We start from the raw sequence: 21,823 nt of genomic DNA, 5'->3' as shown, positions 1-21,823 counted from the left end.
ATAAATTTACAGTCTAACCTATTGAATTTTAATGTATGCATTGGTTTATGCGGAATTTGCCTTTCGTCAGTTTTTCCCAAGCTCTTCGCGGAGTAGGGTAATGTCCGACCTTAGCGAAGCCGGCTGACGTAACGTGCCAGTTCATGATCATACCACGTATGCGAGAGCTCGGCCGTCGCACCGTCCTGCGCCTGGCTCATACGCACGACATGGGGTGCCGAGCTCCCCGGCTTTTGTCCAAACGCCTCGGGTGCCCATTCGGGAACGGCACTGATCCCGATCTGATCCTCGGCACGCGCTATCCACAGTCCGAGCCTCGTCCTGTAGTATAGATAGAGAGATTCTGACAATTCCTCTGCAGTGACCGTTTCCACATAGGACCCGTCGAGCCAGATCTCTTCCACAGCCACCACCTTACCAGACAGACGGCGCAAACGGCGGATGCGATGCCCCTCCCCCGAGGTGCCGAAGGTTGGCAAATACTCCGGCTTCTTCAGCCGGCATACATCCAGTACCTCCGCGGTCGGAAGCCCGCCACCGCCGACCAACTCAAGTCGGAACATTGCGTAGACGCTCTTGGGGTCACTGATCGCCCTGATGTAGTTGCCGGAGCCCTGAACGCGCTCGAGAAGTCCGCGGCTTTGCAATTCCGCCAGGGTTTTGCGCAGCGTTCCGACGGCGATGCCGAGGTTGGCGGCCATCTCGCGCTCGGGGGCAAGCTTCTCGCCGTCGATCAGGCGTCCTGCCGCGATATCGCGAACCAGCAGCTCGGCGATCTGGAGATACATGGGCAGGCTACCGCGGGCGTTCTTCATTTGCAGGCCATCCTTGGGCGCGAGACAAAAAATTGATACACCATTGATTTACTAAAAACCTGATGATATTCAAGTGTCATTCGGCAGGTGAGGAGGAATTTTATGACCGTTGTACCGATAACATCAGGCGATCTCGATGCCGCCGAAGTATCATGGTTTTCTGCGCTGTGCTCCGACGATTACGCTTATCTCGGCGTTCCTGACGACACTCTGCGCTCGAGCTGGGCGCACTGCTCGTCAATCGTCCAAAAGACGGAAGCGCTTGGCTTCCGCAACATCCTGTGCCCCTCGTCCTATCAGGTTGGTCAGGACACACTTAGCTTCGTAGCGGGTTGCGCGCCGATCACGGAGAAGATCAATTTCCTTGCGGCGATCCGTTGCGGCGAGATGCAACCGATCATGCTGGCCAGAACTGTCGCCACGCTGGACCATATGCTGAAGGGGCGCCTGACGCTGAACGTCATTAGCTCCGACTTCCCTGGCGAGGTCGCGGACAGCGCCTACCGCTATCGCCGCAGCCACGAGGTGGTTGAGATCCTGCGCCAGGCCTGGACGCGCGACACGATCGACCACGACGGAGAGATCTACCAGTTCAAGGGCGTCTCCACTGAACCGGCGAGGCCATATCAACAGAACGGCGGTCCGCTGCTTTATTTCGGCGGCTATTCGCCTGACGCGCTGGAACTGTGCGGCGCCCAGTGCGACGTCTATCTGATGTGGCCCGAGGTCAAGGAGCAGCTTGCCGAGCGCATGCGCGCCGTACATGCCCGAGCCGAGGCCCATGGCCGCACGCTCGATTACGGCCTGCGCATTCATATGATTGTGCGTGACACGGAAGCCGAAGCCCGCGAATACGCCGAGCACCTGGTATCAAAGCTCGATGACGAGTATGGCCAGCTGATCCGCAACCGCGCCCATGATAGTATTTCGCTCGGGGTTTCCCACCAGGCGCGTGCCCGCGAGCTCGCCGACAAGTTTGGCTATGTCGAACCCAACATTTGGACCGGCGTCGGCCGCGCGCGTTCTGGATGCGGCGCCGCTTTGGTCGGGTCCACGGATCAGGTACTGACCGCACTCGAAAACTACCAGAAGATGGGCATCCGTGCCTTCATCTTCTCCGGCTACCCGCATCTCGACGAGGCTGAACATTTCGGCACGAAAGTGCTGCCGCAGATGAAGACCTGCTCGCTGCCGGAAGCACGCGGCCGGGTTCCCGCCGAGACCCCAGCCACTCCCCTTGGAAATGGAAAGCGCCACTGATGAAACGCATCGAACTGAACGCCGAAGTATCGCTGAGCCGGCTCGTCTATGGAATGTGGCGCATCGGCGATGACGTCGACACGTCGCCGGCGCATGTGCAGGCAAAGATCGAGGCGTGCCTCGCCCAGGGCATAACCACTATCGATCAGGCCGATATATACGGCGGCTACACCGCCGAAGCTATTCTCGGTGGTGCGTTTCGGGCGTCACCCGGCCTGCGCGACAAGCTGGAGATCGTTACCAAATGCGGCATCGTGGCGCCCGCCGGTCGGCATGCCGCCTCGCGCGTCAAGCACTACGATACGAGCGCCAGCCATATCAACGCCTCGGTCGAGGCATCGCTGCGGGACATGGCGACGGACCGGATCGATCTCCTCCTTATCCATCGCCCGGACCCATTCATGGATGCGGAGGAAACCGGCGCGGCCCTCGATGCACTTGTGAAATCGGGTAAGGTGAAAGCGGTCGGCGTCTCCAATTTCCGCCCCTGGGATTTCGCACTGCTGCAATCGGCCATGAGCACGCCACTGTCGACCAACCAGATCGAGCTCAGCCTTTCTGCCGCGGGCGCTTTTACCAACGGCGATCTCGCCTTCCTGCAGGAGCGCAAGCGGCCGGTCATGGCCTGGTCGCCGCTCGGTGGTGGTTCTCTGTTGACCAGGGGCGGAGCGCTCGCCACCGCACTTGCCAGGATCGCGGCCGAACAGGGTGTCGACGTCGCTGCGGTTGCTGTCGCGTGGTTGCTGGCGCACCCGGCCGCAATCCTGCCGGTGCTGGGGACCAACAACCTGCAGCGGATCGCAGCAATCTCTGACGCAAATAAAGTGTCAATCGATCGCCAGACCTGGTTCGAGCTCTATTCACTTGCCATTGGACATGAGGTGCCGTGATGACAATCGTCGAAACTGCAAGATCCTTCGAAGAGCATGTGTTCATACCTGATGCCGACACTACGCGCAGTTATCGCAACGCGCTCGGTGCTTTTCCAACGGGTGTGACCATTGTCACCGCTCACACGGATGCCGGTCCAATTGGCATGACGGTGAACAGCTTCGCATCCGTCTCACTCGACCCACCGCTGGTGCTCTGGTCGCCAGCCAAGAGCTCGTCACGGCACGCCCTCTTCACGTCCGCCGGGCATTTTACCATTCACGTGCTGAGCGCAGAGCAGACAGCGCTTAGCAGCCGCTTTACCCGGGGCGGCCAAGGCTTCGCCGATCTCGGTTGGGAGCACAATAGCGAAGGTGCTCCCATCATTCCCGGCACGCTTGCTCGGTTCGAATGTGAGCAGCAGTCGGTCTATGATGCTGGCGATCACTCGCTAGTCATTGGCCGCGTATTACGAGTCGGGCTGAGGGACGGTGAGCCGCTTTGTTTTGCACGGGGTGGTTTCGGCCGATTCGAGCGTCACAGTTAAACATTTGGGATACTCAGTGGGTTGACCAGATTGCGCTGCTTCAGCGTATAGGCGAGCGGGAGAGCCCCAGCACAAAGGCGGCGGAGATGATGCCTGTCAGAGTTGATGTCACTGGATTGTCCCTAGCTCGACGACGGTAGACTGAGCGTAGCTATCAGTTTCGCTTGAGATCGCCAACCTCGTTCGATAGCCTCGGGCGCGCTTCTGCCGGGTCAGCTCCAGGAAGAGGGAAACCGCATCCCTTTCCCTCCATCGCCGGGTCAGGCAAAGTTCACCGAACAGGTTGGCGTCGATCGACATCGCATAGTAGCGGGCCATGTGTGCGGCTGCTAGGCAGCCGCGTCGTAACCAAGAGAACCGCTCGCATACCCGTTCCGAAACGCGCTGAGGGTAAAAGCATAACGAAAACCTTTGCTTCGGTCGAAAACTAGCCGAAATCCGCTATCTACAGTAGATATGACGAAATGGGCGGACTGAAACGAGCAATGAGATCGAAAACGGGCAAGACGTGGCTAACCAAGCTGCTTGCAGGCGCCGGCGGGCTGCTGGCAGCTTCGATTTCACTCGGGTACTCGCTGTATGAGCGCAGGCAGGCCGATGTCGTTCCTCAGGTCGAAGTGGAGACACCGGTGGAGGCCGGGCGTTGGAAAGTGTCTGTCGCCGGAAGCGCTTTAGGCAAGGAGATGCCGAATGGAGCGAAGACATCGCCGGGCAAGAAGGCCATCGCTGTCAACATGATGCTGGAAAACCTGTCAGCTCAGAGCTCAAATCTGTATGGCGATCTGATCAAACCTGCCAATCTGCCCGATACGCCGAAGCCGCAATATTACCTGACGCGTGACCGGGCGATACTGTGGGACCTGCAACCGCGAATGCCTGAGGCGGTGACCGCGGTATGGGAGGTTCCGGAGAATGTCGCATTGCCCGACATTCTAAGGCTGCAGGTCGAGGGCGAGTTCTTCAAGCCAAGGGACAATCTCTACAGCGCACCCGGCTGGTTTCCCTCGGGGCCTGTTGCGGAAATAGCATTGCCGCTGGCTGGCGAGACGCCGGAGGAAAAGCCATGAGGCGTGCGGCATTCATGATTCCAGCTGTTCTTGGAGCAGCGGTTCTGCTTGCAGCGCTCCAGGCAACGACACCACCTTATGCCAAACTGACCGGGCCGATCAGTACCGCGGGTCGGCAGAGCGACACGGTTTCGAGTCATACTTTCAGCGTGAAGGTCAATCGTGTCCTGAAGGCGAAAAATGTCGCCTATGAGCAGTTCGGACGGGCGGTCGATCTCAAGAGCTCTGGCGTCTGGGTGGTAGTCTCAGGCGAGTTGCAGGCCTTCCAAAAGACCATGCCGGTACGCGCAGCGACGCTGATTGGCGCATCCGGCCGAATGTATCGTCAATCGCGGCGGGCAGGGGACGCACCAAACATTCTCTCGGCGAAAATCGTTCAGCCCGGCCTGCCGACGACCGGTCTGTTCGTGTTCGAGCTTCCCGAGGATGAAATACGCAATATGAAGTTGGTGCTTTCGGAACAATATGATCCGCAGCTCAAGGACGAGATCAGCGTGTCGCTCGACCCGGATGATAGTGCCCCGCTAGCGAGACTGGAGATCCGCAAAGATGGTGTCTGATCGCACGAGATGGACATGGTGGCTCTCGCTCGCAAGCCTGCCGCTTCTGGTCGCGGCAGCCGTTGCGATCAATACATGGCGTAACATGGAGGATTACAGGCATCGGATAGAGGCCGATGTCGTGGAGGGATCCGGCCAGCTCGACTATGCCGGCGCGACGTGGCGCCTCGAGAAGGTCAGGCTGATTGGCGATGGACGCGACACGCAACTGCGTCTTCCCGGCGAGATGCGGCTTGTCATCGTCCGGATGGTCGCAACAGCCGCTCGCGATATCGATGATGGCTGGGGCCAATGCGAGGTCAGCCTGGTGGACGGGGCGGGGCGCCGTTGGCTGCCGCTCGACGTTATTCTATCTAGCGACATCAGCCGTGATCTGGAACCTGACAACGAGCCTCTGAAAGGCTGCGGTATCACTTCGCTCGATCCGCCTCATCAAGACCATGCCGCCTTGATCGAAGAAAAGTTCGTGGTTCCTGCCACGGCGGTCCCCGCACTGGCTGTAAGGTTGAGCGTTGGGCCGCTGCGGCCGCAAGCAATCAGCTTTCCGCTCGCGCTGAACTGACAATCACGCCTCGCCGGGGCGCAATACTCGCCCCCTCCATACCCGACCCTGGGCAAAGCCGATTTCCAGCGTCGCCGCGAGCAGGCAAATCTTGATCGGCGTGATCAGTAGGCCGTCGCCTGGATCGCTGGGTGTGCCAATGAAGGGTGAAATCGTCTGCGCGATGACCTGCCACAGCGACAAGTCATGCGGCCCGATGAACTGTGTGAGCCAATACCATGCCCAGGCGGAACCCCAATCCAACAGTCGATAGCCGACAATGGCGACGAGGATCGGACCAATACCCGAATTCAGCGCCAAGCCGATCCCTTCGGCGAGCGCGCGATAGCGTTTCAGCGTACCAGCGACGAAGTGCGAAATGAAATCGCGCGCCGACTTTGGCAACGCCTGCCAGCGGGACACCGCACCGGCGAGGCGCCCTTCGCTAGGTGTGCGCTCACTATCGATGTCATAGCCATAGACGAGCGCTGCGAGCGTGAGCCAGACGACCGGATAGAGCGCATAGAAGAACAGGCTGACGAACTGTGTTGCGATCGGCGGTGAAGCGAATTCGGGCGGAAGTGGCACATCCTGTTGTGCGAGGGCGTCTGCTACTGGCGCAAGCTGGCTGATCAGCGTGCCGATCGTTTCCGGGATATGGCTGAACCATGCCCTGATCTCATCCTGCCATTCCGACAGCACGAACAGACCGATGAACGCCCAGTTGGCTTCGCAGACCACGATGAGGATCGGCCAGATCGGCGCCTGCGAGCACTTTTGCATGGCTTTTGCCAATCGCCTGACGGCCCAGGCGACGACGACGGGCACGATCAGCCACGTGCCGCCGGAGACATCGAGCAGGCTGCCGGCAGTCTCGCCTGCCATGAATAGGCTGAGCGACAGGCGGGAATAGTCCCTCACCGTATCACCGAGGAACCCCCAGGCAGTGTAGAAGGCGAAGAAGGGGACAAGGCTGAGCGCCAGAGCGCTGAGGAAATCGCTGCGGGGCGGGGGCGTCTGCGTCTCGGTTGCAGTGTCCGGCTGATCCGTCAATCGGTTTGAGGCGGCATTCAGCGCCGGAAGACCACGCCGAACCGTCTCGAACAGGGCCACGATGACGACAAGCTTCAACAGCACGACCAAGGCGAGGACCGACAAACCCGTAAGCGAGTTCCAGCGCCCGATCATGGCTGCGATTTCATTCAGCAGGAGATTGCCAATGAAACCGAGCAGCCAGATCGCTGCCAATTGCGGCCAGAACCGCCAGACGAGAGAGGCGGTCAATCGCAGCTGATGCAACGCGGTCTGGAAGCCGCCGTCGGAAGTGGTCGGCTGAGCGGAATAGGACATGCTTTTCTGATAGCATTCAGACGATCTCCGGCCAAGAATGTAGTTGAGCTAGCCGCTTTGCCTCTGGGCTTTCCCCTAGGATCCGCCTCTACAACATCTGCGCGGCGGGACCGCGCACGGCTTGCGATGGCTGGCCACACGCTACCAAGGACCGGGCAGAAATGCGCGTTATCTGTCAGCCGTTTTCTGTAGAATATGGTCAACGATCGAGGGGCCGATTGCTTGTCCGAGGGCTTTCACACCCTTTGGTGGCAACCTTGCGAGACTTTTGGTGATCGCTTGTCTCCATGCATCCCCTCGATCCCATGCTTCCTCCCACGCCAAAGCGATTGCATCGCTCTGGCGCGTCTCTAATAGGCCTTCGAAGAGCAAGGCGGCCTGCGTTAGATCTTTGTCGGCTTTCACGCGTCCCAGCGTGTCTGTGAGACGTCTGGAAGATACTATCAGCTTATGGACAGCATACCGCTCGGGAGCGGGGACCAGAACGTTCACGCCCTCCCGGTGGAGAAGCACTGTGCGGACGGGCTCGTAGATGAGGTAGTCTAAAAAACGCAGGTTTTCCGCGGAGGCGCCACCGAGTGCAGGCATCGGGGAAGGCTTTCCCGAGTATTCATCCGACCCCCGGTTTCCCGTCAGAAATTCCACCCGGTAACCCTTGGCGTTCTGGAATGCCACCACCTTGGCCTTATCCGCCTGGTGTGGGACGGCCCGGAAATTGGGATCGATCGACTGCAAGACCTTCAGAACTGGAGGCAAGCTGTCTTCAACCCCGGCCGAGATCGCGAAGTCTTGCGCGAAATCCGCGTCGCCGGTCTGGATTGCTGACGAAGGCAGCCGAACGCCGATTATCCCGGCATAGGTGCTGAATGCTACCGATCCGATCAGGACTGCTCGTAGCCGGAACAATCCGGCGTCAGCGAGGGCTTTCGTGACGTCCCCCGCAAACCCGTCGGGACCGGGAAGCCCAGCACGGCGCAGCGTGCTGACCATGCGTCTCCGCTCCTTGAGCGCATCCTTGATCTCCTTGTGGGCCTTCACGCGCGCCGTAATTTCCGCGTCGCTATGTGGACCGACATAGCTTCGTTTGTCTTTGCCCGCGGGAGTAGGGAGATCAAAATACCAATAGTCCCGATCCTTGACGGTAACCGTGACGAACCATCCCTCCAGCGGGAAGTCCGCGAGGAATTGTCCGTCATGGGTTCGCTGCACCAGCTCTGCAAACATGGTCCGGTAGCTGATGTCGATCTCTTTCAACATTGCCATTTTATCCTTTGCGAGCACTGCGGCTCCATCGGTTTGATCAAGCTCGGCCGCCACCTTTTCGAACCGCGTGGTCTTTCATTTGACGAACACGTCGCCATTATTGTGTTATAAGTTTCTGCCAAAACCTTATAACGCTCCATGTGGCTGTCAACCCGCTCGTTATAAGTTTCCGCCAAAACCTTATAGTGGCGAAAATCTCAGGTAACAGTATTGCTGTAGTTGCTGCTGCACTCTGTATCAGAGTTGGTGCAGGTATCACGTTCAAGCTCAAAGCATCTTGGCTGCACGGCCGCTTCTGCGCGTTGCGCTGTTGTAATAGCTGGACGCTTGCTGCACCGATCGATGTCGCGACTGTTCCATGGCTTCGGGCAGTGGAATGCCGCGGTTGGCGGCCTCCGTCAGATAGCCCGATCGCAAGCCGTGCGCGGAGAACTCCTCAGGCTCCAGCCCTGCCATCTCCACGCGCTGCTTGATGATGAGGTTGATCGACTGCGGGTCGAGCGGGCGCCCCGACAGCTTCTGCGTCGGCCGCATCATTCTTCTGCCGTTTGACGAAAGGCTTCACGTAAGCGGGCGGGATCAAGCGAACATCATGGCCAAGTTTGCCGATCTCACGCGCCCAGTAATGCGCTGTTGCACGGGCTTCCATCGCGACAGTGCATTTGGGCAGTTCCGTAAAGAAGGTAACTAGTTGGAGACAGTTTCCTGCGCAAGACCACACTTCCATCGCTTCCCGCGGCATGAACCTGAAACACCCGCTTTGCAAGGTCCAGGCCGACGATGCTAATTTCTTTTATGGATGCTCTCTCCTCTAAGTGACGTTCTGGCGAACATCACTCTGGCATATTGCGATGCCGTCGGGAGGGGGCATCCACTCCATCAGCTCTCAGTGGAAATCAACAGCCTATCAGCAAATCTTGCCGCATGTGCTTTGCTCAAGAAAGTTTGAATGAGCGGCAGGTTGGCACTTGCCCGTGACCAGATAATTCCGATCTCGCGCTCTGGTGCATCGGGCAGCGCAAACTTGCGCACACGGACGCCATCCGGCCATGGGGGCATCCAGTCGGGCACCACCGCAATACCGACACCGAGATTCACAAGAAGCGCGATCGTATCAAGCGAGTTCAACTCGTATAGTTCCCTGACATTGAGCTTCTTGCGGCGCAGCCAAGCGTCGACCATTTGCCCACTCCAGTAATTGCGGTCATACCGAATGAAGGGTTCCCTCTCGATCAACGCAAGGGGATCTTCTTCCGGAATGTCGTGCCGCGCGAGCAACACCGCCTTTTCGCGCCGGAGTTCCGCCCAGTCCGCATCCTTCGAAAGGCGCGATCGCGGCCGCGTGATGATGGCGAGATCTATGTCCCTCGTCATTACCCGCTCATAGAGGGTGTTGGAGACGTCGTTGAGGATCCGAAGCTCGATTTTTGGGAAATCCCGCTGCAACCCCAGCAGTATCGGAGGCAGGATTCCGTTCTGTATGCTCTGCACCACGCCGACACGCAGCAGCCCGGAATCGAAACTGCTGCTGGCAGCGGATATCAGGCGGCGCTCGGCCGACAACAACTGATGCATGTGATCAATTGCCGCTGTCGCCATCGGACTCGCGCGCATGGCGTTTCCCGAACGCTGTAGAAATGGATGTCCTATCTCGTCCTCAAGCGCCTTGACACGCTGAACCACAGCGGAGGGAGTGATGTTCAATTGGCGCGCGGTCTGAGAAATCGATCCGGTTTCGATGACATTCAAAAGGGTTTTCAGGAAGCGCGTATCCATATGTTTTTCCTGTTGTTTTCGAAATTTCCGCAAGTTTCACAATTTAGAATTTCTGAATTGCGAAAGTGATTAAACCTGTATTCCCTGAATAGATCATCTGTGGGAAGGTTCAATGGCGCGACGAATTGGTGGACTTGCCAATGCGTCGACTAGCATATCGGGATGAAGGAGGATCAGATGGCCGAGGCATCCGGAGAATTGAAAATCTTTAGCGGGCTTGCGGTACGCGCTGCATTCGACGATGGGCTTCTGGAACTGTTTGCCAGCCAGCATGGACCTGTGACTGTCGAATGGAACCCGACGACTGTTATCGAGGCAAAGATTGCCCGGGGCGAAACCGCCGACCTGATAATCGCAACCACATCCGCAGTACAGAAACTGGTTCAAAAAGGACTGGTACGAGATTCCAGTCGCAAGCGCTTGATCGATGCCTATCTTGGCGTTGCAGTCGCCCATGGCGCGCCACAACCGAAGATCGGGACCACCGAAGAGTTCCTGGCGGCCATGAAGCAGGCTCGTTCGGTTGCGTGGTCTATCGGCGGGCAGAGCGGCATCTATCTTGAAAAGATCCTGGCCTCCCACGGGCTGCTGGACGAAGTCAAAGGTCGCGCGTCGACCATCCCTGAAGGCTTTACCGCCGAACGGATCGTTGCAGGTGAAGCTGATCTTGCCGTGCAGCAGGTCAGTGAATTGATGGTCGTCAAGGGCGTCGATATCGTCGGCCCGTTCCCGGACGAGCTGCAGTCGCGGACGCCTTTCGAAATTGCCCTGTTCGAAAATGCGGTGCATCCAGGTCTTGGCCAGAAGTTCATCGACTTCCTGGGAGGAGCGGAGGCCCGCAACGGCTTTCTGCGCAACGGTGTCGAGCTCGCAGCTGCCTGAGTTTCTGCGAAATAAACTGAGATTGTCAATCTGACGCTGAGGGAGCCGCTGACGAGCCTGAAACTCGGAACCGGTACAGCGGTGTTTCATTTTAAACATTGGGAGGAGAGTGTGATGGCGCATGCCAACACGGGAGGTGAGGTCGTGCGTTCAAACCGCGGCTTCTGGAAAGAAATATCGATGATGTTCACATCGACAGGCGGGCGGGTCATTCTTCTCGTATCGTTGTGCTACATGCTGAACATGATCGACCGTAACGTCGTGTCGATCGCAGCGCCGGCGATCAGCCAGGAATTCGGACTGTCAAAGACGGAGATGGGACTAGCCTTCTCGATTTTTGGCTTTGCGTATCTCCTGCAAGCTCCAGCCGGATGGGTATGCGACCGGTTTGGGCCACGCATCGGCCTGACGATATTCGGCCTGCTCTGGTGCGTGGCAACCGCGATCTGCGGATTTGCTCCGAGCCTCGGCATCCTTATTCTCGGGCGAGCACTGCTTGGTCTTGGGGAGGCTGCCACCTCGCCGGCAATCACGCGCGTCGTGTCCGACTGGACGCCGCCTGAGCGCCGCGGGTTCGTCATGGGGCTCACGCACAGCTTCATCTCGTTAGGTAACACCGCCGCACCGCCGCTGATGGCATTACTGATGATCCATTTCCAGTGGCGCGGCGCGTTCTTCGTCCTGTGTGGCGCAACTTTGGTCTGGGTGGTTCTCTGGTTCACCATCTATCGGGACGATCCGCGGCAGGCACGTGGCATCACCCAGCAGGAGCTGGATGATTTGCCCAAGCCGCAGGTCGCGAAGGCCAAGGCACCCTGGAGCCGTCTTCTCAAGGCAATGCTGCCGGCAACCTTCATCTATCTCTGCGTTAGCGCATCGTTCTGGACATTCTGGACTTGGCTGCCCTCCTATTTCATGGAATCGTATCATCTGAACCTTAGCAGCTCGGCAATTTTCACGCTGGGTGTCCTGTTTGCTGGTGTTTTCGGCGATATCTTCGGTGGCTGGACCAGTGATGCAATCCTGCGTCGGACCGGCAATGTCCGTCTTGCTCGCGCCGGCCTCGTCAGCGTTACGATGACGCTTGCCGCGATCACGGTGGCACCGGTGCTGTTCCTTGACGATCTGAACATGGCTGCAATTGCGCTGGCTCTGGCCTTCTTCTTCACCCGTGCGTCAGTCTCGCCGCTCTGGGCAGTTTGCACGGAGATTGCACCAAGCTGGGCGGGCTCGGCGGGCGGCATCCTGAACACGGGGTCGGCGATCTCGTCGATCATCGCGCCATTGGCCTTTGGGTATATTGCCGACGTGACCGGCAACCTCTCGACACCGTTCATTGCCTCGATCGTGTTGCTGCTGCTTGGTGCCTTGGTCACCATCCTGATGCGCCCCGACCGGCCTTTGGAAGACACAAGCCGCTAGGCTGCCGACTGACAGGAGAACGATGATGGAAAAGCCACGGATCGTGCTGCTGCATGCAACACCCGTTGCCATGGAGCCGATAGCCAAGGCGATGGCCGCGCTTTGGCCGGAAGCCGAACAGGTCAACCTGCTTGATGACGCGCTGAGCATCGATCGTGCTGGCAATGGCGAGGGCCTCTCGGTAGAGCTTGTCCAGCGGTTCCTCGATCTGGGTGCCTACGCCGCCGGGCCGATGCGCGGCGCGGGGATACTCGCGACCTGTTCGGCATTCGGACCTGCCCTCGATCAATTGCGTGACAGCATACCGATACCGGTGGTCAAGCCCAACGAGCCGATGTTTCGCGCGGCAATCAAGGCGGGCAGGCGGATTACCATGCTGGCGACTTTTGCACCCGCTGTCTCCAGCATGGAAGATGAATTCCGCGCACTTGTCGGAGAAATCGGCTCGGATGCAAGGCTGACAAGTATCGTCGTCCCGGGTGCGATCGAAGCGCTTCGTGCCGGCGATGCGGAAACGCACAACGGACTGATCGCGGAAGCCTCCGTAAAGCTCATAGATACGGATGCGATCATGCTGGCGCATTTCTCGACGTCCCGCGCCCTGGATGCGGTGCGTTCGGTGACGAAGGTTCCGGTCTTTGCGGCGCCAGAAGCCGCGGTCCAGAGCATTCGGAAACTGGTGGAGGCAAAAGCAGCATGACTGTACTTGGATGCATCGCTGATGATTTTACCGGCGCAACGGACATTGCCGGCCTTCTGGCGCGCTCCGGTGTGCGGGTACGACTGCATACCGGCCTGCCTTCATCGGAACCGGACAGTGACAACGCCGCATTCGAGGTTATCGCTTTGAAGATCCGCACGGCCCCGGTGGACAAGGCAATCGCCGAGGCATGTGCTGCATTCGACTGGTTGCGTCGTGCCGGAGCCTCGCGGTTCTTCTGGAAATACTGCTCGACCTTTGACAGTACCGAAAAGGGCAACATAGGTCCGGTATCGGAGGCGCTGATGGCTGCGCTCGGTATAGATCGAACCATTTACTGCCCTGCATTTCCTGAAAATGGCCGCCGGGTTTTCATGGGCAATCTGTTCGTCCATCAGCATCCATTGGCCGAGAGCCCGATGAAGGATCATCCGCTGACGCCGATGCGTGACAGCAGCGTGATGCGGCTTCTGGCACCCCAGGTAACGTCCAGGGTGGCACTCGCCGATCTGACATTCGTGGCGCAGGGCGCCCATGCGCTAAGGGAGCGGATCGACAAGCTCTTCGACGAGGGGGCAGGACATGTCGTCGTTGATGCGATCGATAATGACAGCCTGAATATCGTCGCGGAGGCATGTCGTGGGATGACGCTGATGACGGGTGGCTCGGCGGTTGCGATGCCGCTACCCGGCCTTTACATCAAGGATGGTACGCTTTCGGCGGATGCCGGTAGGCTTGTCATTCCGTCATTGCCGGCGGGCGCAGTCGTGCTCTCCGGCAGCGCTTCGGCCATGACCAACCAGCAGGTCGAGCATTATCTGGCGAGCGGCGCGGAATCGCTGCAGCTTGATCCGCTCGATCTGGCGGAAAACGGGCATCAGGCGGCGCTCGACTGGCTTTCCCGGCAGGATCTGACCCGGGCACCGATTGTCTATGCGACGGCACGGCCGGAAAGCGTCCGTTTGGTGCAGGCACGTCTCGGCGTCGAGCGGGCGGGCGCCATCGTCGAGGAGGCCCTTGCTGCACTGGCGATCCGTGCGCGTGATCTCGGGGTCGGGCGTATCGTGGTCGCAGGCGGTGAAACGTCCGGCGCGGTGACCCGTGCCCTTGACGTTAAAAGCATGGAAATTGGACCCGAAATAGCTCCAGGGGTTCCGTGGTGCTTCTGTATCTCCGGCGATCGGCAGATCGGCCTGACGCTGAAATCGGGCAATTTCGGAAATACGACGTTCTTTTCCGATGCGCTTGCCATGCTGGCCGGCTGACTAGGCCGAATTAACTCAGTCCAAACAAAGGCGCTGCGTGCGCTCACGGGTGTGTGATGACGACAGAAACGGAAGCGCAGTTGAGATCAAAGATCGTCCGCTATGGTGCGCTTCTCTACGACAGGCGTCTCGCGCATGGCAGTGCCGGAAATCTTTCGGTGCGGCTTGCAGACGGCTCCATTCTTGTAACGCCGACAAACTCGTCTCTTGGCTTTCTGACCGCCGAACAGATATCGAAGGTTTCGCCGGCTGGAGATCTGCTTGCAGGAGATCCACCATCGAAGGAAGCCTTCTTTCACCTCGCCGTCTATGAGGAGCGTCCTGAAGCCAGGGCAATCGTTCACCTCCATTCCACCCATTCGGTGGCAGTGTCCTGCCTGTGTCACTCAGACACGGAAAACGTCCTGCCGCCGTTGACGGCATATCATGTCATGCGAGTGGGAAAACTGCCGCTTGTCCCGTACTTCCGGCCGGGCGATCGCAAACTGGCCGAAGCCGTCCGTTCGGCAGCAAAGAACCACCATGCAATGCTACTGGCAAACCATGGCCCGATTGTTGCGGGCAAATCCCTCGAAGAGGCCGTCTATGCCTATGAGGAGCTTGAGGAAACGGCAAAGCTGTTCTTCATCATCGGCGACCGGCGTGCTTCGCCGCTGACATGCGAAGCTGTAGACGAGTTGGGCAGAACGTTTCCCAATTGAATACATGCCGGAATGCACGCCCGTCCGGTCGGCTGCGCCCAACCGGCGCGCGGGCGCTTCTGATTCTTATCTAGATCTTCGACAGGAGCATTCCATTGATCGGTAAGACCGCGTCCACTCATTGCAGGCAATTGGAAGATGAACGGCGCCCTGCTTGGACTTATCGGCGCGCGTCTGACGGCAGATAGCGTTCTATCCATCCGCCGACAGGCACCGCAAGTTTCCATGAGCAATGAGCCACCGACCTGATGCTTTTCACGATCATCTTTCCAAGCTTTGCGCTGATCTTCATTGGCCTCTTCATGCGCCGTATAAGGTTTATGGAGGCACAGGGGTTTCGCAGCCTGTCTGACATCGTATTTCTGCTTGGCATGCCGGCGCTGCTGTTTGAGGCGATAGCCAATGCGCCGGAGTTACACATCTTTGCTGTGGCGGGGATCTATTTCGCAGCCTGCCTGCTCATTTTTGTCGGCGTCTTGGTCGGCTCGAATCTTGCAGGGAAATCGTTGCCGGAGGGCGCGATGCTGGCGTTGAACTCCTGCTTCGGCAACTGCAGCATGATGGGCATTCCGATCGTTGTCGCGGCACTGGGCCATGACGCACTGCCGCCCTTGCTTGCGATCATCACGTTGCATTCCGCCATATTGCTGACCCTTACAAGCCTTCTGATTGAATTCGGCTCGAAGAAAACCGGAGGCATAGCGGGAAGCCTGTGTGCAGCAGCTCTTCGTGTCGTGCAGAACCCCGTCGTCTTGTCTGTCTTTCTTGGCACCGTCTGGCGGTTAACGGGTTTTACGATGCCGGCGGCTGTTCAGGAACTTCTTCATCTTCTCGCCGGCACTGCCATTCCGCTTGCGCTTATCTGTATTGGCGGGACTTTGCCTGCCCTTTGCCTCAATACGTTCAAGGCTGACGCAATTTCTGCAACGGCCCTAAAGCTCGCAGTCCTCCCAATTCTGGTCTGGCTACTCGGGTCTTGGGCGCAACTACCGCATCAGGTGTTGACTGTAGCCGTCATAACGGCCGGAATGCCGACCGGATCGAACGCCTTCCTGCTTGCGAGAAACGCCGGAAAGCTCGCTGATGCATCGGCAACCACCCTTCTGATGACGACAGCGCTTTCGATCATCAGCGTTTCCGTCCTTTTGTTCCTGCTCATCTGAAGGCCTGTCAGAAGGTGAAAACCCAAAGTCGATAACGATAGGCTATAAAAGGAGAGAAGTATGACCGACGCGAAGATGATGACCCAAATGGTCGAAAAGAACGGCTTCATTGCAGCCCTAGACCAGAGTGGCGGCTCCACCCCCGGCGCTCTGCGCCTGTATGGCATCAACGATTCCGACTATAGCGGCGGCGAGGAAATGTACCGGCTGATGCATGAGATGCGCGTGCGCATCATAACTGCACCGGCCTTCTCCGGCGACAAGGTCATCGCCGCCATCCTTTTTGAGAAGACGATGGACGACGAAGCCAAGGGCAAGCCGGTTCCCACCTATCTGTGGGAAGATCGTGGCGTGGTGCCGTTCCTCAAGATTGACAAGGGCCTGGCTGCCGAGGAAAACGGCGTACAGATGATGAAGCCGATGCCCGACCTCGACGCGCTGCTTGCCCGCGCTGCTTCCAAGGGAATCTTTGGCACCAAGATGCGCTCTGTCATTGCCGAGGCGAACACGACCGGCGTTGTCGCCATCGTGAAGCAGCAGTTCGCAGTCGGAAAGCAGATCCTCGGCCACGGCCTGATCCCGATCATCGAGCCGGAAGTCTCGATCAAGAGTCCGACCAAGGCAGAGGCAGAAGCGATCCTGCGCGACGAGATCCTGGCGCAGCTCGATGCCCTCCCGGACGGCGTTCAGGTCATGCTGAAACTGACGATCCCGACCATTCCGAATTTTTACGATCCGCTGGTCGCCCACAAGGCTGTCATCCGCGTCGTTGCCCTGTCGGGCGGCTACAGCAAGGACGATGCCTGCGAAAAGCTCAGCCACAACAAGGGCATCATTGCCAGCTTCTCGCGCGCGCTGACGGAAGATCTGCGCGTGACGATGAGCGATGAAGACTTTGACGCCAGCCTCGGCAAGACGACCGGCCAAATCTACACCGCGAGCGTCGTCAAGGTCTGACATGCTAGCCGGCAGTCGATATCGGCCTTTCCAGCTGTGATTGCCAAGGCTCCCGGATCCCTACAAACAGGATCTGGGAGCCCTATATCGGCTTGACGAAATCCATCGCTCAGTAGAAATGATTGCCGTTTACGCGAGCAAGGACAGGGCAAATTGCGAATGTGCCTGCTATGGCTTTCTGCGATGCATGGAGAGGTACCTTGAGATGGTGCCGACCGAAAAAGCTCCCGACCAGATTATTCGCCAGCATGGGGATGCGGATAAAAACTTGGACTGATTTAGACGTTATGGCCGAGGCTTCTGCGATACTCGATCGGGCTGAGCGACCCCAATGATAATTTGATGCGCTTCTCCTTGTACCATCGGATGTAGCCATCAACCTCGCGGACAAATTGCTCGATTGTGATGGTCTTCCAGTCTCGTGGATAGAAGAGTTCCGTTTTCAACCGTCCAAAGAAGCCTTCGCACGCGGCGTTATCTTGGGAACAGCCCTTACGGGACATCGAGCGAACCAATTTCGCATCGTTAATCCGAGTGAGCCAGCCAGGCCAACGATAATGCGCTCCGCAGCATTCGATCTGCCGACCCTGCGTCCGGCCACTTGCTCCAGCCGCCCGCGCTCAGAGGCATAGAGAGCTTCGATTTCTGGTTGTCTTGTCGTCACTGGAGACGGCCTCGCGACCATGAGTAAACTGGAGTTATATACTCCGCTTATAACAACGTCGAGATTGAAGCAATCTTTGGTTTTAAAAAGCATACTGTAACCGAGAAAATCCGGCGCTTGAGGATGCGGCAAACTCGTGTCGGCCCCTTCAAGAAGTAGGTGGGTCTGGCGTGGAGATTGACGGATTTTCTAAGGCCGCTAGTGCCGGCCGCAACAAACTTTTGCCGAGGTAAGTGTTTGTTTATCTCAACATGATCGGTCTGTGACAACCATACCGGATACGCCGCAGCCTGCCCCGCACATCAGGTCACTGATTTTTGAACCTCTTGCCATCTTCAAGCACGGGTCGTTGGTTCATATCCCATCAAGAGCATCGCCTTTTCGATGGGGGTGCGGCGAAGGCGCTCGATCGCAATCTGGGAACGAGCGCCTCTCTTGCCTCAGCGATTGCGGAACGACTTCCGCTGATCAGCGAGAGTGCTCGCCGTAGCGATGCAGTCGGCCACGAGTTGTGCCGTTAGAGAAACCGGTACGGAATGGATCACATTACTCGGTAACATGGCGATCTCTCCTACCCTCAGCAGGTCTTCAGCCGTGACTTCGGTTAATCCGAGGTCGGACAACGTAGTCGGCAGCCCAAGATCGATGCAGAAGTCGATCGCCTCGTTCAGCTCGCTCGGCGCTCTGTTTTCGAGTACCAATAGGCAGATGACGCCAAAGGCAACTTTCTCTCCGTGGAAGAAATGATGCGTAGGCTCAAGGACGGTAAGTGCGTCGTGAATGCCGTGAGCAGCTGATACACCACAGTTTTCAAATCCCAGCCCGCTCAAAAGCGTGTTGGCCTCGATGATGTTCTCGACTGCCGGCGTCAGAGCTCCAGCCGCGGCCGCCCTATAGGCCGAGCGCCCGTCGCGCATCAAGACCTCGTGACAGGCCCGAGCGATCTGCGCCCCGGCGATCGTCGCCGCATAACCATCCCCGATGTAGTTTTTAGACCGGGACTCGAGATTGGAGCGAGCCTCGTACCAGGTGGAGAGTGCGTCGCCGATACCGGATACCAGGAAGCGGACAGGCGCGCGGATGATCAGGGCGCTGTCAACAAGCGTGATATCGGGATTGCGGCCGCAGCGAACGACGCGATCATAGACACCCTCGGCCGAGTAGATGACGCCAATAGAGCTGGTCGGCGAATCCGTCGAGGCGATGGTCGGGACGGTCGCGATCCGGGCGCCAATGTTGAAAGCGGTGATCTTGGCGGTATCGAGCGCCTTCCCTCCACCGACGCCAATGACGACGCCTGCCTGCGCTGCCCGACCTTCGGCCACGCAACGCGCCACCTCGGCATCGGTGGATTCACCGCCGAAGCGAACGAAGTGGCCGGTAACGCCGCGTTCGGCAAGGCTCTTCTCGATTTGTGGCGTCAGGGTGTCCCAGAAGAAGCCGTCAATGATGATGAGAGCTGACTTTGCCAAGGGTTCAACATAACTGCCTAAATCGGCGAGTACGCCTGGGCCTTGGATGTAGCGGAGCGGGCCGCCATAACCGCGTTGTGTCATATATCTGATCCTCTTTTTTGGTGCCGCGGTTCAGCTCAACGCAAGGTGAGGCCGCCGTCGATTGTAAGGATTTCCCCCGTCGTGAAACTCGCCGCGTCGCCGGCGAGATAGACCGTTGCGCCCGCCAGTTCCTCGACGCCGCCGATACGGTTCTGCACGGCGCCCTTGGCCCAGTGTTCGCTGACGACGGTCGGGTGCTCGCGCAGCACTTCGTCGGTCAATTCGGTCATGATGTAGCCCGGAGCGATAGCGTTGACGCGAATGTTGTGCTCGGCCCATTCCGTCGCTAGGCATTTGGTCAGCATGTGCACGCCCGCCTTGGACACGTTATAGGCGGCATGTCGGAATGGCCAGTTGACGATGCGACCTGACATTGAGCCAATATTGATGATCGACCCGCTCTTTTGCGCGATCATCTGCCGTCCGACTGCCTTCGACACGAGAAACACGCCGTCAAGATTAACGGCCATTGTCTGGCGCCAAGTGTCAAGCGCGCAGTCTTCCGCATGCGCCGGCAAAACGATCCCCGCGTTGTTGACGAGGATATCGATCCGGCCCCAGCGTTCGACGACGGTGTTGGTCATCCGTTCGACATCATCCTCGACCGACACATCGGCCTGCAGCGCAAAGCTGTCGACACCGCCGGACTTCAGCTCCTCGGCCACGGATTGCGCGCGCTCGAGCGACGAGCGTACGACGATGGCGACATCGGCACCGTTGGCGGCGAGCGCACTTGCAAGCGCCTTGCCTATGCCACGCGAGCCGCCGGTCACGATGGCCTTGCGGCCCTTGAGGCTGAACATGTTGCTATAGTCATTCTGGCCGGACATCGGCGTCTCCTCCCGAGATATCAATATTTTGTTTGAGGCCTGAACGGTCAGGCCGTGGTTTGTGAGGTCTGCGGCGCCACATTCGTTTCGCCCCATTGGCTGAGCAGGTGCTCGCCAGTACGCTGCGCTTGGGCGACAATCGTCAGAGATGGATTGAGCGCCGTCGACGACGGCAAGAAGGAGGCATCGACGACATAGAGATTATCGATGTCCCAGACCTTGCAGTTCGCATCGAGCACCGAGGTTGCCGGATCGTTGCCGAACCGGGCGGTGCCACACTGGTGCATGGATACTTTGATATCCATCTTGTTGGTGATGATCAGCGGATAGCCGAGCGAGCGCATGTGCCGCGACCATACTTTCACCAGCTCGTTGTGGGACTTCAAATTGTTAGCTGTGTAGCTCAGGCGGATCTTGCCGTCGGGATCGAGCGAGACACGGTTGTTGGGATCCGGCAGATCCTCCGACATGATCCACCAGTCGACGCTCCGGTCGGCGAATGCAGACATCAGCCACTCTGGCGCCCAAGTCGCATTCGCGGTCAGCATGCCTCCCTGCAGCTTGCCAAGTCCTTGAACATTGCCGAGTGGATAGGGCTTCTCGCTGTTGGCGAGATAGTAGTCGTTGATCGCCATCGATTTCTGGAAGACCACGCGGTTCTTCTTGAACGGCGAAATAGCCATCATGGCCGTATTGTTGTGCGCCATGTAGTTGCGGCCGAGCTGGTCGGACATATTGTTGCCAAGCCCGCGCTTGTGCGCATTGTTCGCAGAGCGGAGCAAAAGTGCAGCGGAATTGATGGCGCCGGCGCTGCTGATGAAGGTGTCGGCAGAGATCGTGCGTGTCTCGCCGGCATGGGTCAGCTCGACGCCGGTAACGCGCTTGCCCATGGGGTCAGTGATGAGACGGTGGACGAAGGCTTCGGTGACGAGGTCGATTCCGCCCTTGGCAATCGCTGGGTTTACCAGTCGTACCTCGGCATCGCCCTTGGCGCCCAACTTGCAGGCGAAGCCGTCGCAGGTGCGACAGCGGATACAGTTGCCACCCTCGTGGTAGTCGATGGCGATCGGCAGCGGGAAGGGACGTAGGCCCTTTTCACGCAGCTTCTTGTCGAAGACGGCGATTTCGGGCTCGTGACCGATCGCCGGATATGGCATCGGGCCGGAACGCGGCGGTTCTGTCGGATCCATGCCGGCGGTGCCGTGCGTGCCCATTAGTCGTTCGGCGATATCATAATAGGGGGCGAACTCAGCATAGGACACGGGCCATGCAGGCGCGACGCCGTCTTCGTGCTGTAGATCCTCGAAGTCTTCGGCCCGGAAGCGGAGGGTAGCGGCGCCGAAGAACTTGCTGTTGCCTCCGACATAATAATAGGTGCTCGGATTGAAGGCGACGCCATCCTTATCGCGCCAGGTTTCCTTGGTCGCGTATTTTTTCGTGTGAAAGACAGCGTCGACGCTCCAGTTGTCCGCTTCGCGCGGCAGACGCGGTCCGCGTTCTATCATCAAAATGCTGCGGCCGGTTCCGGCCAGCTTGTTCGCCAGCGCGCCACCGCCGACACCAGCACCGATGATGATGACGTCGTAAAAGTTTCTGATCTCGTTCATTTGCATTCCTCCCGATGGCCTCCCGGT

At 58.6% G+C, this 21,823-nt stretch carries 21 protein-coding genes and 3 pseudogenes; 13 read left to right on the top strand and 11 right to left on the bottom strand.

Annotated elements, in window-relative coordinates:
- Positions 1 to 110: 110 nt before the first annotated feature.
- On the bottom strand, positions 111 to 815 hold the full coding sequence (locus ACODTZ_RS06490) for a GntR family transcriptional regulator (protein ID WP_489024613.1): 705 nt from the start codon (positions 813 to 815) through the stop codon (positions 111 to 113).
- A gap of 102 nt (positions 816 to 917) precedes the next feature.
- On the opposite strand from ACODTZ_RS06490, the gene ACODTZ_RS06485 reads away from it, so the two are divergent.
- From ACODTZ_RS06485 to ACODTZ_RS06475, 3 genes are read left to right on the top strand one after another with little or no spacing between them, the layout of a single operon-like run.
- Positions 918 to 2,075, top strand: coding sequence for an LLM class flavin-dependent oxidoreductase (locus ACODTZ_RS06485; RefSeq protein ID WP_489024612.1), 1,158 nt, complete (start codon positions 918 to 920; stop codon positions 2,073 to 2,075).
- The gene (locus tag ACODTZ_RS06480; RefSeq protein ID WP_489024610.1) at positions 2,075 to 2,965 is read left to right on the top strand and encodes an aldo/keto reductase; all 891 of its coding nucleotides are present in this window, start codon (positions 2,075 to 2,077) and stop codon (positions 2,963 to 2,965) included. Before ACODTZ_RS06485 ends, ACODTZ_RS06480 begins: the two co-directional genes overlap by 1 nt.
- Positions 2,965 to 3,492: a flavin reductase family protein gene (locus tag ACODTZ_RS06475; RefSeq protein ID WP_489024609.1), complete on the top strand. Its 528-nt coding sequence runs from the start codon at positions 2,965 to 2,967 to the stop codon at positions 3,490 to 3,492. Before ACODTZ_RS06480 ends, ACODTZ_RS06475 begins: the two co-directional genes overlap by 1 nt.
- Before the next feature lie 108 nt (positions 3,493 to 3,600).
- Here the strand turns inward: ACODTZ_RS06475 and ACODTZ_RS06470 are convergent, their stop codons facing one another.
- Positions 3,601 to 3,810, bottom strand: a complete 210-nt coding sequence (locus tag ACODTZ_RS06470) for a WGR domain-containing protein (protein WP_489024608.1) — start codon at positions 3,808 to 3,810, stop codon at positions 3,601 to 3,603.
- Between the two features lie 167 nt (positions 3,811 to 3,977).
- Between ACODTZ_RS06470 and ACODTZ_RS06465 the strand changes: the two genes are divergently transcribed.
- Genes ACODTZ_RS06465 through ACODTZ_RS06455 form a run of 3 tightly spaced genes read left to right on the top strand, consistent with a single transcriptional unit; the run spans position 3,978 to position 5,681 of the window.
- Entirely contained in the window at positions 3,978 to 4,559 is a 582-nt protein-coding gene (locus ACODTZ_RS06465) for a hypothetical protein (RefSeq protein WP_489024607.1), read from the top strand.
- A complete protein-coding gene (locus ACODTZ_RS06460) occupies positions 4,556 to 5,119 on the top strand; it encodes a hypothetical protein (protein WP_489024605.1) in 564 nt (187 codons plus the stop codon). Before ACODTZ_RS06465 ends, ACODTZ_RS06460 begins: the two co-directional genes overlap by 4 nt.
- Entirely contained in the window at positions 5,109 to 5,681 is a 573-nt protein-coding gene (locus ACODTZ_RS06455) for a hypothetical protein (protein ID WP_489024604.1), read from the top strand. The genes ACODTZ_RS06460 and ACODTZ_RS06455 overlap by 11 nt, the downstream gene beginning before the upstream one ends.
- Positions 5,682 to 5,684: 3 nt before the next feature.
- Here the strand turns inward: ACODTZ_RS06455 and ACODTZ_RS06450 are convergent, their stop codons facing one another.
- The 5 genes and pseudogenes from ACODTZ_RS06450 to ACODTZ_RS06430 form a co-directional block, all read right to left on the bottom strand.
- A complete protein-coding gene (locus tag ACODTZ_RS06450; RefSeq protein WP_489024603.1) occupies positions 5,685 to 7,010 on the bottom strand; it encodes a hypothetical protein in 1,326 nt (441 codons plus the stop codon).
- A gap of 168 nt (positions 7,011 to 7,178) precedes the next feature.
- Complete coding sequence (locus ACODTZ_RS06445) at positions 7,179 to 8,267, bottom strand: nucleotidyltransferase family protein (protein ID WP_489024601.1); 1,089 nt, start codon at positions 8,265 to 8,267, stop codon at positions 7,179 to 7,181.
- Positions 8,268 to 8,540: 273 nt separating this feature from the next.
- Positions 8,541 to 8,789 (bottom strand): annotated as a pseudogene (locus ACODTZ_RS06440) (tyrosine-type recombinase/integrase); the annotation flags it as partial.
- Positions 8,761 to 9,070: pseudogene (locus ACODTZ_RS06435) on the bottom strand (IS110 family transposase); the annotation flags it as partial. The pseudogenes ACODTZ_RS06440 and ACODTZ_RS06435, both read right to left, overlap by 29 nt.
- Before the next feature lie 82 nt (positions 9,071 to 9,152).
- The gene (locus tag ACODTZ_RS06430) at positions 9,153 to 10,049 is read right to left on the bottom strand and encodes a LysR substrate-binding domain-containing protein (protein WP_489024599.1); all 897 of its coding nucleotides are present in this window, start codon (positions 10,047 to 10,049) and stop codon (positions 9,153 to 9,155) included.
- Positions 10,050 to 10,226: 177 nt separating this feature from the next.
- Here ACODTZ_RS06430 and ACODTZ_RS06425 point away from each other — a divergent pair, with 177 nt between their 5' ends.
- From ACODTZ_RS06425 to ACODTZ_RS06395, 7 genes are all read left to right on the top strand, one after another.
- Positions 10,227 to 10,931 (top strand): molybdate ABC transporter substrate-binding protein, encoded by a 705-nt coding sequence (locus ACODTZ_RS06425; RefSeq protein WP_489024597.1) that lies wholly within the window; start codon positions 10,227 to 10,229, stop codon positions 10,929 to 10,931.
- Between the two features lie 114 nt (positions 10,932 to 11,045).
- Positions 11,046 to 12,353, top strand: a complete 1,308-nt coding sequence (locus ACODTZ_RS06420; protein ID WP_489024596.1) for an MFS transporter — start codon at positions 11,046 to 11,048, stop codon at positions 12,351 to 12,353.
- A gap of 25 nt (positions 12,354 to 12,378) precedes the next feature.
- Positions 12,379 to 13,053, top strand: coding sequence for an aspartate/glutamate racemase family protein (locus ACODTZ_RS06415; protein WP_489024595.1), 675 nt, complete (start codon positions 12,379 to 12,381; stop codon positions 13,051 to 13,053).
- Complete coding sequence (gene otnK / locus ACODTZ_RS06410; RefSeq protein ID WP_489024593.1) at positions 13,050 to 14,318, top strand: 3-oxo-tetronate kinase; 1,269 nt, start codon at positions 13,050 to 13,052, stop codon at positions 14,316 to 14,318. Before ACODTZ_RS06415 ends, otnK begins: the two co-directional genes overlap by 4 nt.
- A 56-nt stretch (positions 14,319 to 14,374) precedes the next feature.
- Positions 14,375 to 15,019 (top strand): 3-oxo-tetronate 4-phosphate decarboxylase, encoded by a 645-nt coding sequence (gene otnC / locus ACODTZ_RS06405; RefSeq protein ID WP_489024592.1) that lies wholly within the window; start codon positions 14,375 to 14,377, stop codon positions 15,017 to 15,019.
- 248 nt (positions 15,020 to 15,267) lie between these two features.
- Positions 15,268 to 16,182: an AEC family transporter gene (locus tag ACODTZ_RS06400; RefSeq protein WP_489024590.1), complete on the top strand. Its 915-nt coding sequence runs from the start codon at positions 15,268 to 15,270 to the stop codon at positions 16,180 to 16,182.
- Between the two features lie 60 nt (positions 16,183 to 16,242).
- On the top strand, positions 16,243 to 17,139 hold the full coding sequence (locus ACODTZ_RS06395; RefSeq protein ID WP_489024589.1) for a fructose bisphosphate aldolase: 897 nt from the start codon (positions 16,243 to 16,245) through the stop codon (positions 17,137 to 17,139).
- 278 nt (positions 17,140 to 17,417) lie between these two features.
- Here ACODTZ_RS06395 and ACODTZ_RS06390 read toward each other — a convergent pair.
- The 4 genes and pseudogenes from ACODTZ_RS06390 to ACODTZ_RS06375 all read right to left on the bottom strand — a co-directional run.
- Positions 17,418 to 17,705: pseudogene (locus tag ACODTZ_RS06390) on the bottom strand (transposase); the annotation flags it as partial.
- Between the two features lie 538 nt (positions 17,706 to 18,243).
- Complete coding sequence (locus ACODTZ_RS06385) at positions 18,244 to 19,359, bottom strand: glycerol dehydrogenase (RefSeq protein ID WP_489024588.1); 1,116 nt, start codon at positions 19,357 to 19,359, stop codon at positions 18,244 to 18,246.
- 35 nt (positions 19,360 to 19,394) lie between these two features.
- Positions 19,395 to 20,189, bottom strand: a complete 795-nt coding sequence (locus ACODTZ_RS06380) for an SDR family NAD(P)-dependent oxidoreductase (protein WP_489024586.1) — start codon at positions 20,187 to 20,189, stop codon at positions 19,395 to 19,397.
- Positions 20,190 to 20,236: 47 nt separating this feature from the next.
- Complete coding sequence (locus ACODTZ_RS06375) at positions 20,237 to 21,796, bottom strand: GMC family oxidoreductase (RefSeq protein WP_489024585.1); 1,560 nt, start codon at positions 21,794 to 21,796, stop codon at positions 20,237 to 20,239.
- Positions 21,797 to 21,823: the final 27 nt, after the last annotated feature.

It is taken from the genome of Rhizobium sp. FG113, assembly GCF_057809895.1.
Note: the sequence above shows the minus strand (reverse complement) of the source record. Positions and strands in the feature narration are given on the sequence as shown.

Coding starts and splice junctions, on each gene's coding strand:
- ACODTZ_RS06490 (WP_489024613.1), bottom strand. CDS start 815: ATGAAGAACGCCCGCGGTAGCCTGCCCATGTATCTCCAGATCGCCGAG.
- ACODTZ_RS06485 (WP_489024612.1), top strand. CDS start 918: ATGACCGTTGTACCGATAACATCAGGCGATCTCGATGCCGCCGAAGTA.
- ACODTZ_RS06480 (WP_489024610.1), top strand. CDS start 2,075: ATGAAACGCATCGAACTGAACGCCGAAGTATCGCTGAGCCGGCTCGTC.
- ACODTZ_RS06475 (WP_489024609.1), top strand. CDS start 2,965: ATGACAATCGTCGAAACTGCAAGATCCTTCGAAGAGCATGTGTTCATA.
- ACODTZ_RS06470 (WP_489024608.1), bottom strand. CDS start 3,810: ATGGCCCGCTACTATGCGATGTCGATCGACGCCAACCTGTTCGGTGAA.
- ACODTZ_RS06465 (WP_489024607.1), top strand. CDS start 3,978: ATGAGATCGAAAACGGGCAAGACGTGGCTAACCAAGCTGCTTGCAGGC.
- ACODTZ_RS06460 (WP_489024605.1), top strand. CDS start 4,556: ATGAGGCGTGCGGCATTCATGATTCCAGCTGTTCTTGGAGCAGCGGTT.
- ACODTZ_RS06455 (WP_489024604.1), top strand. CDS start 5,109: ATGGTGTCTGATCGCACGAGATGGACATGGTGGCTCTCGCTCGCAAGC.
- ACODTZ_RS06450 (WP_489024603.1), bottom strand. CDS start 7,010: ATGTCCTATTCCGCTCAGCCGACCACTTCCGACGGCGGCTTCCAGACC.
- ACODTZ_RS06445 (WP_489024601.1), bottom strand. CDS start 8,267: ATGTTGAAAGAGATCGACATCAGCTACCGGACCATGTTTGCAGAGCTG.
- ACODTZ_RS06430 (WP_489024599.1), bottom strand. CDS start 10,049: ATGGATACGCGCTTCCTGAAAACCCTTTTGAATGTCATCGAAACCGGA.
- ACODTZ_RS06425 (WP_489024597.1), top strand. CDS start 10,227: ATGGCCGAGGCATCCGGAGAATTGAAAATCTTTAGCGGGCTTGCGGTA.
- ACODTZ_RS06420 (WP_489024596.1), top strand. CDS start 11,046: ATGGCGCATGCCAACACGGGAGGTGAGGTCGTGCGTTCAAACCGCGGC.
- ACODTZ_RS06415 (WP_489024595.1), top strand. CDS start 12,379: ATGGAAAAGCCACGGATCGTGCTGCTGCATGCAACACCCGTTGCCATG.
- otnK (WP_489024593.1), top strand. CDS start 13,050: ATGACTGTACTTGGATGCATCGCTGATGATTTTACCGGCGCAACGGAC.
- otnC (WP_489024592.1), top strand. CDS start 14,375: ATGACGACAGAAACGGAAGCGCAGTTGAGATCAAAGATCGTCCGCTAT.
- ACODTZ_RS06400 (WP_489024590.1), top strand. CDS start 15,268: ATGCTTTTCACGATCATCTTTCCAAGCTTTGCGCTGATCTTCATTGGC.
- ACODTZ_RS06395 (WP_489024589.1), top strand. CDS start 16,243: ATGACCGACGCGAAGATGATGACCCAAATGGTCGAAAAGAACGGCTTC.
- ACODTZ_RS06385 (WP_489024588.1), bottom strand. CDS start 19,359: ATGACACAACGCGGTTATGGCGGCCCGCTCCGCTACATCCAAGGCCCA.
- ACODTZ_RS06380 (WP_489024586.1), bottom strand. CDS start 20,189: ATGTCCGGCCAGAATGACTATAGCAACATGTTCAGCCTCAAGGGCCGC.
- ACODTZ_RS06375 (WP_489024585.1), bottom strand. CDS start 21,796: ATGAACGAGATCAGAAACTTTTACGACGTCATCATCATCGGTGCTGGT.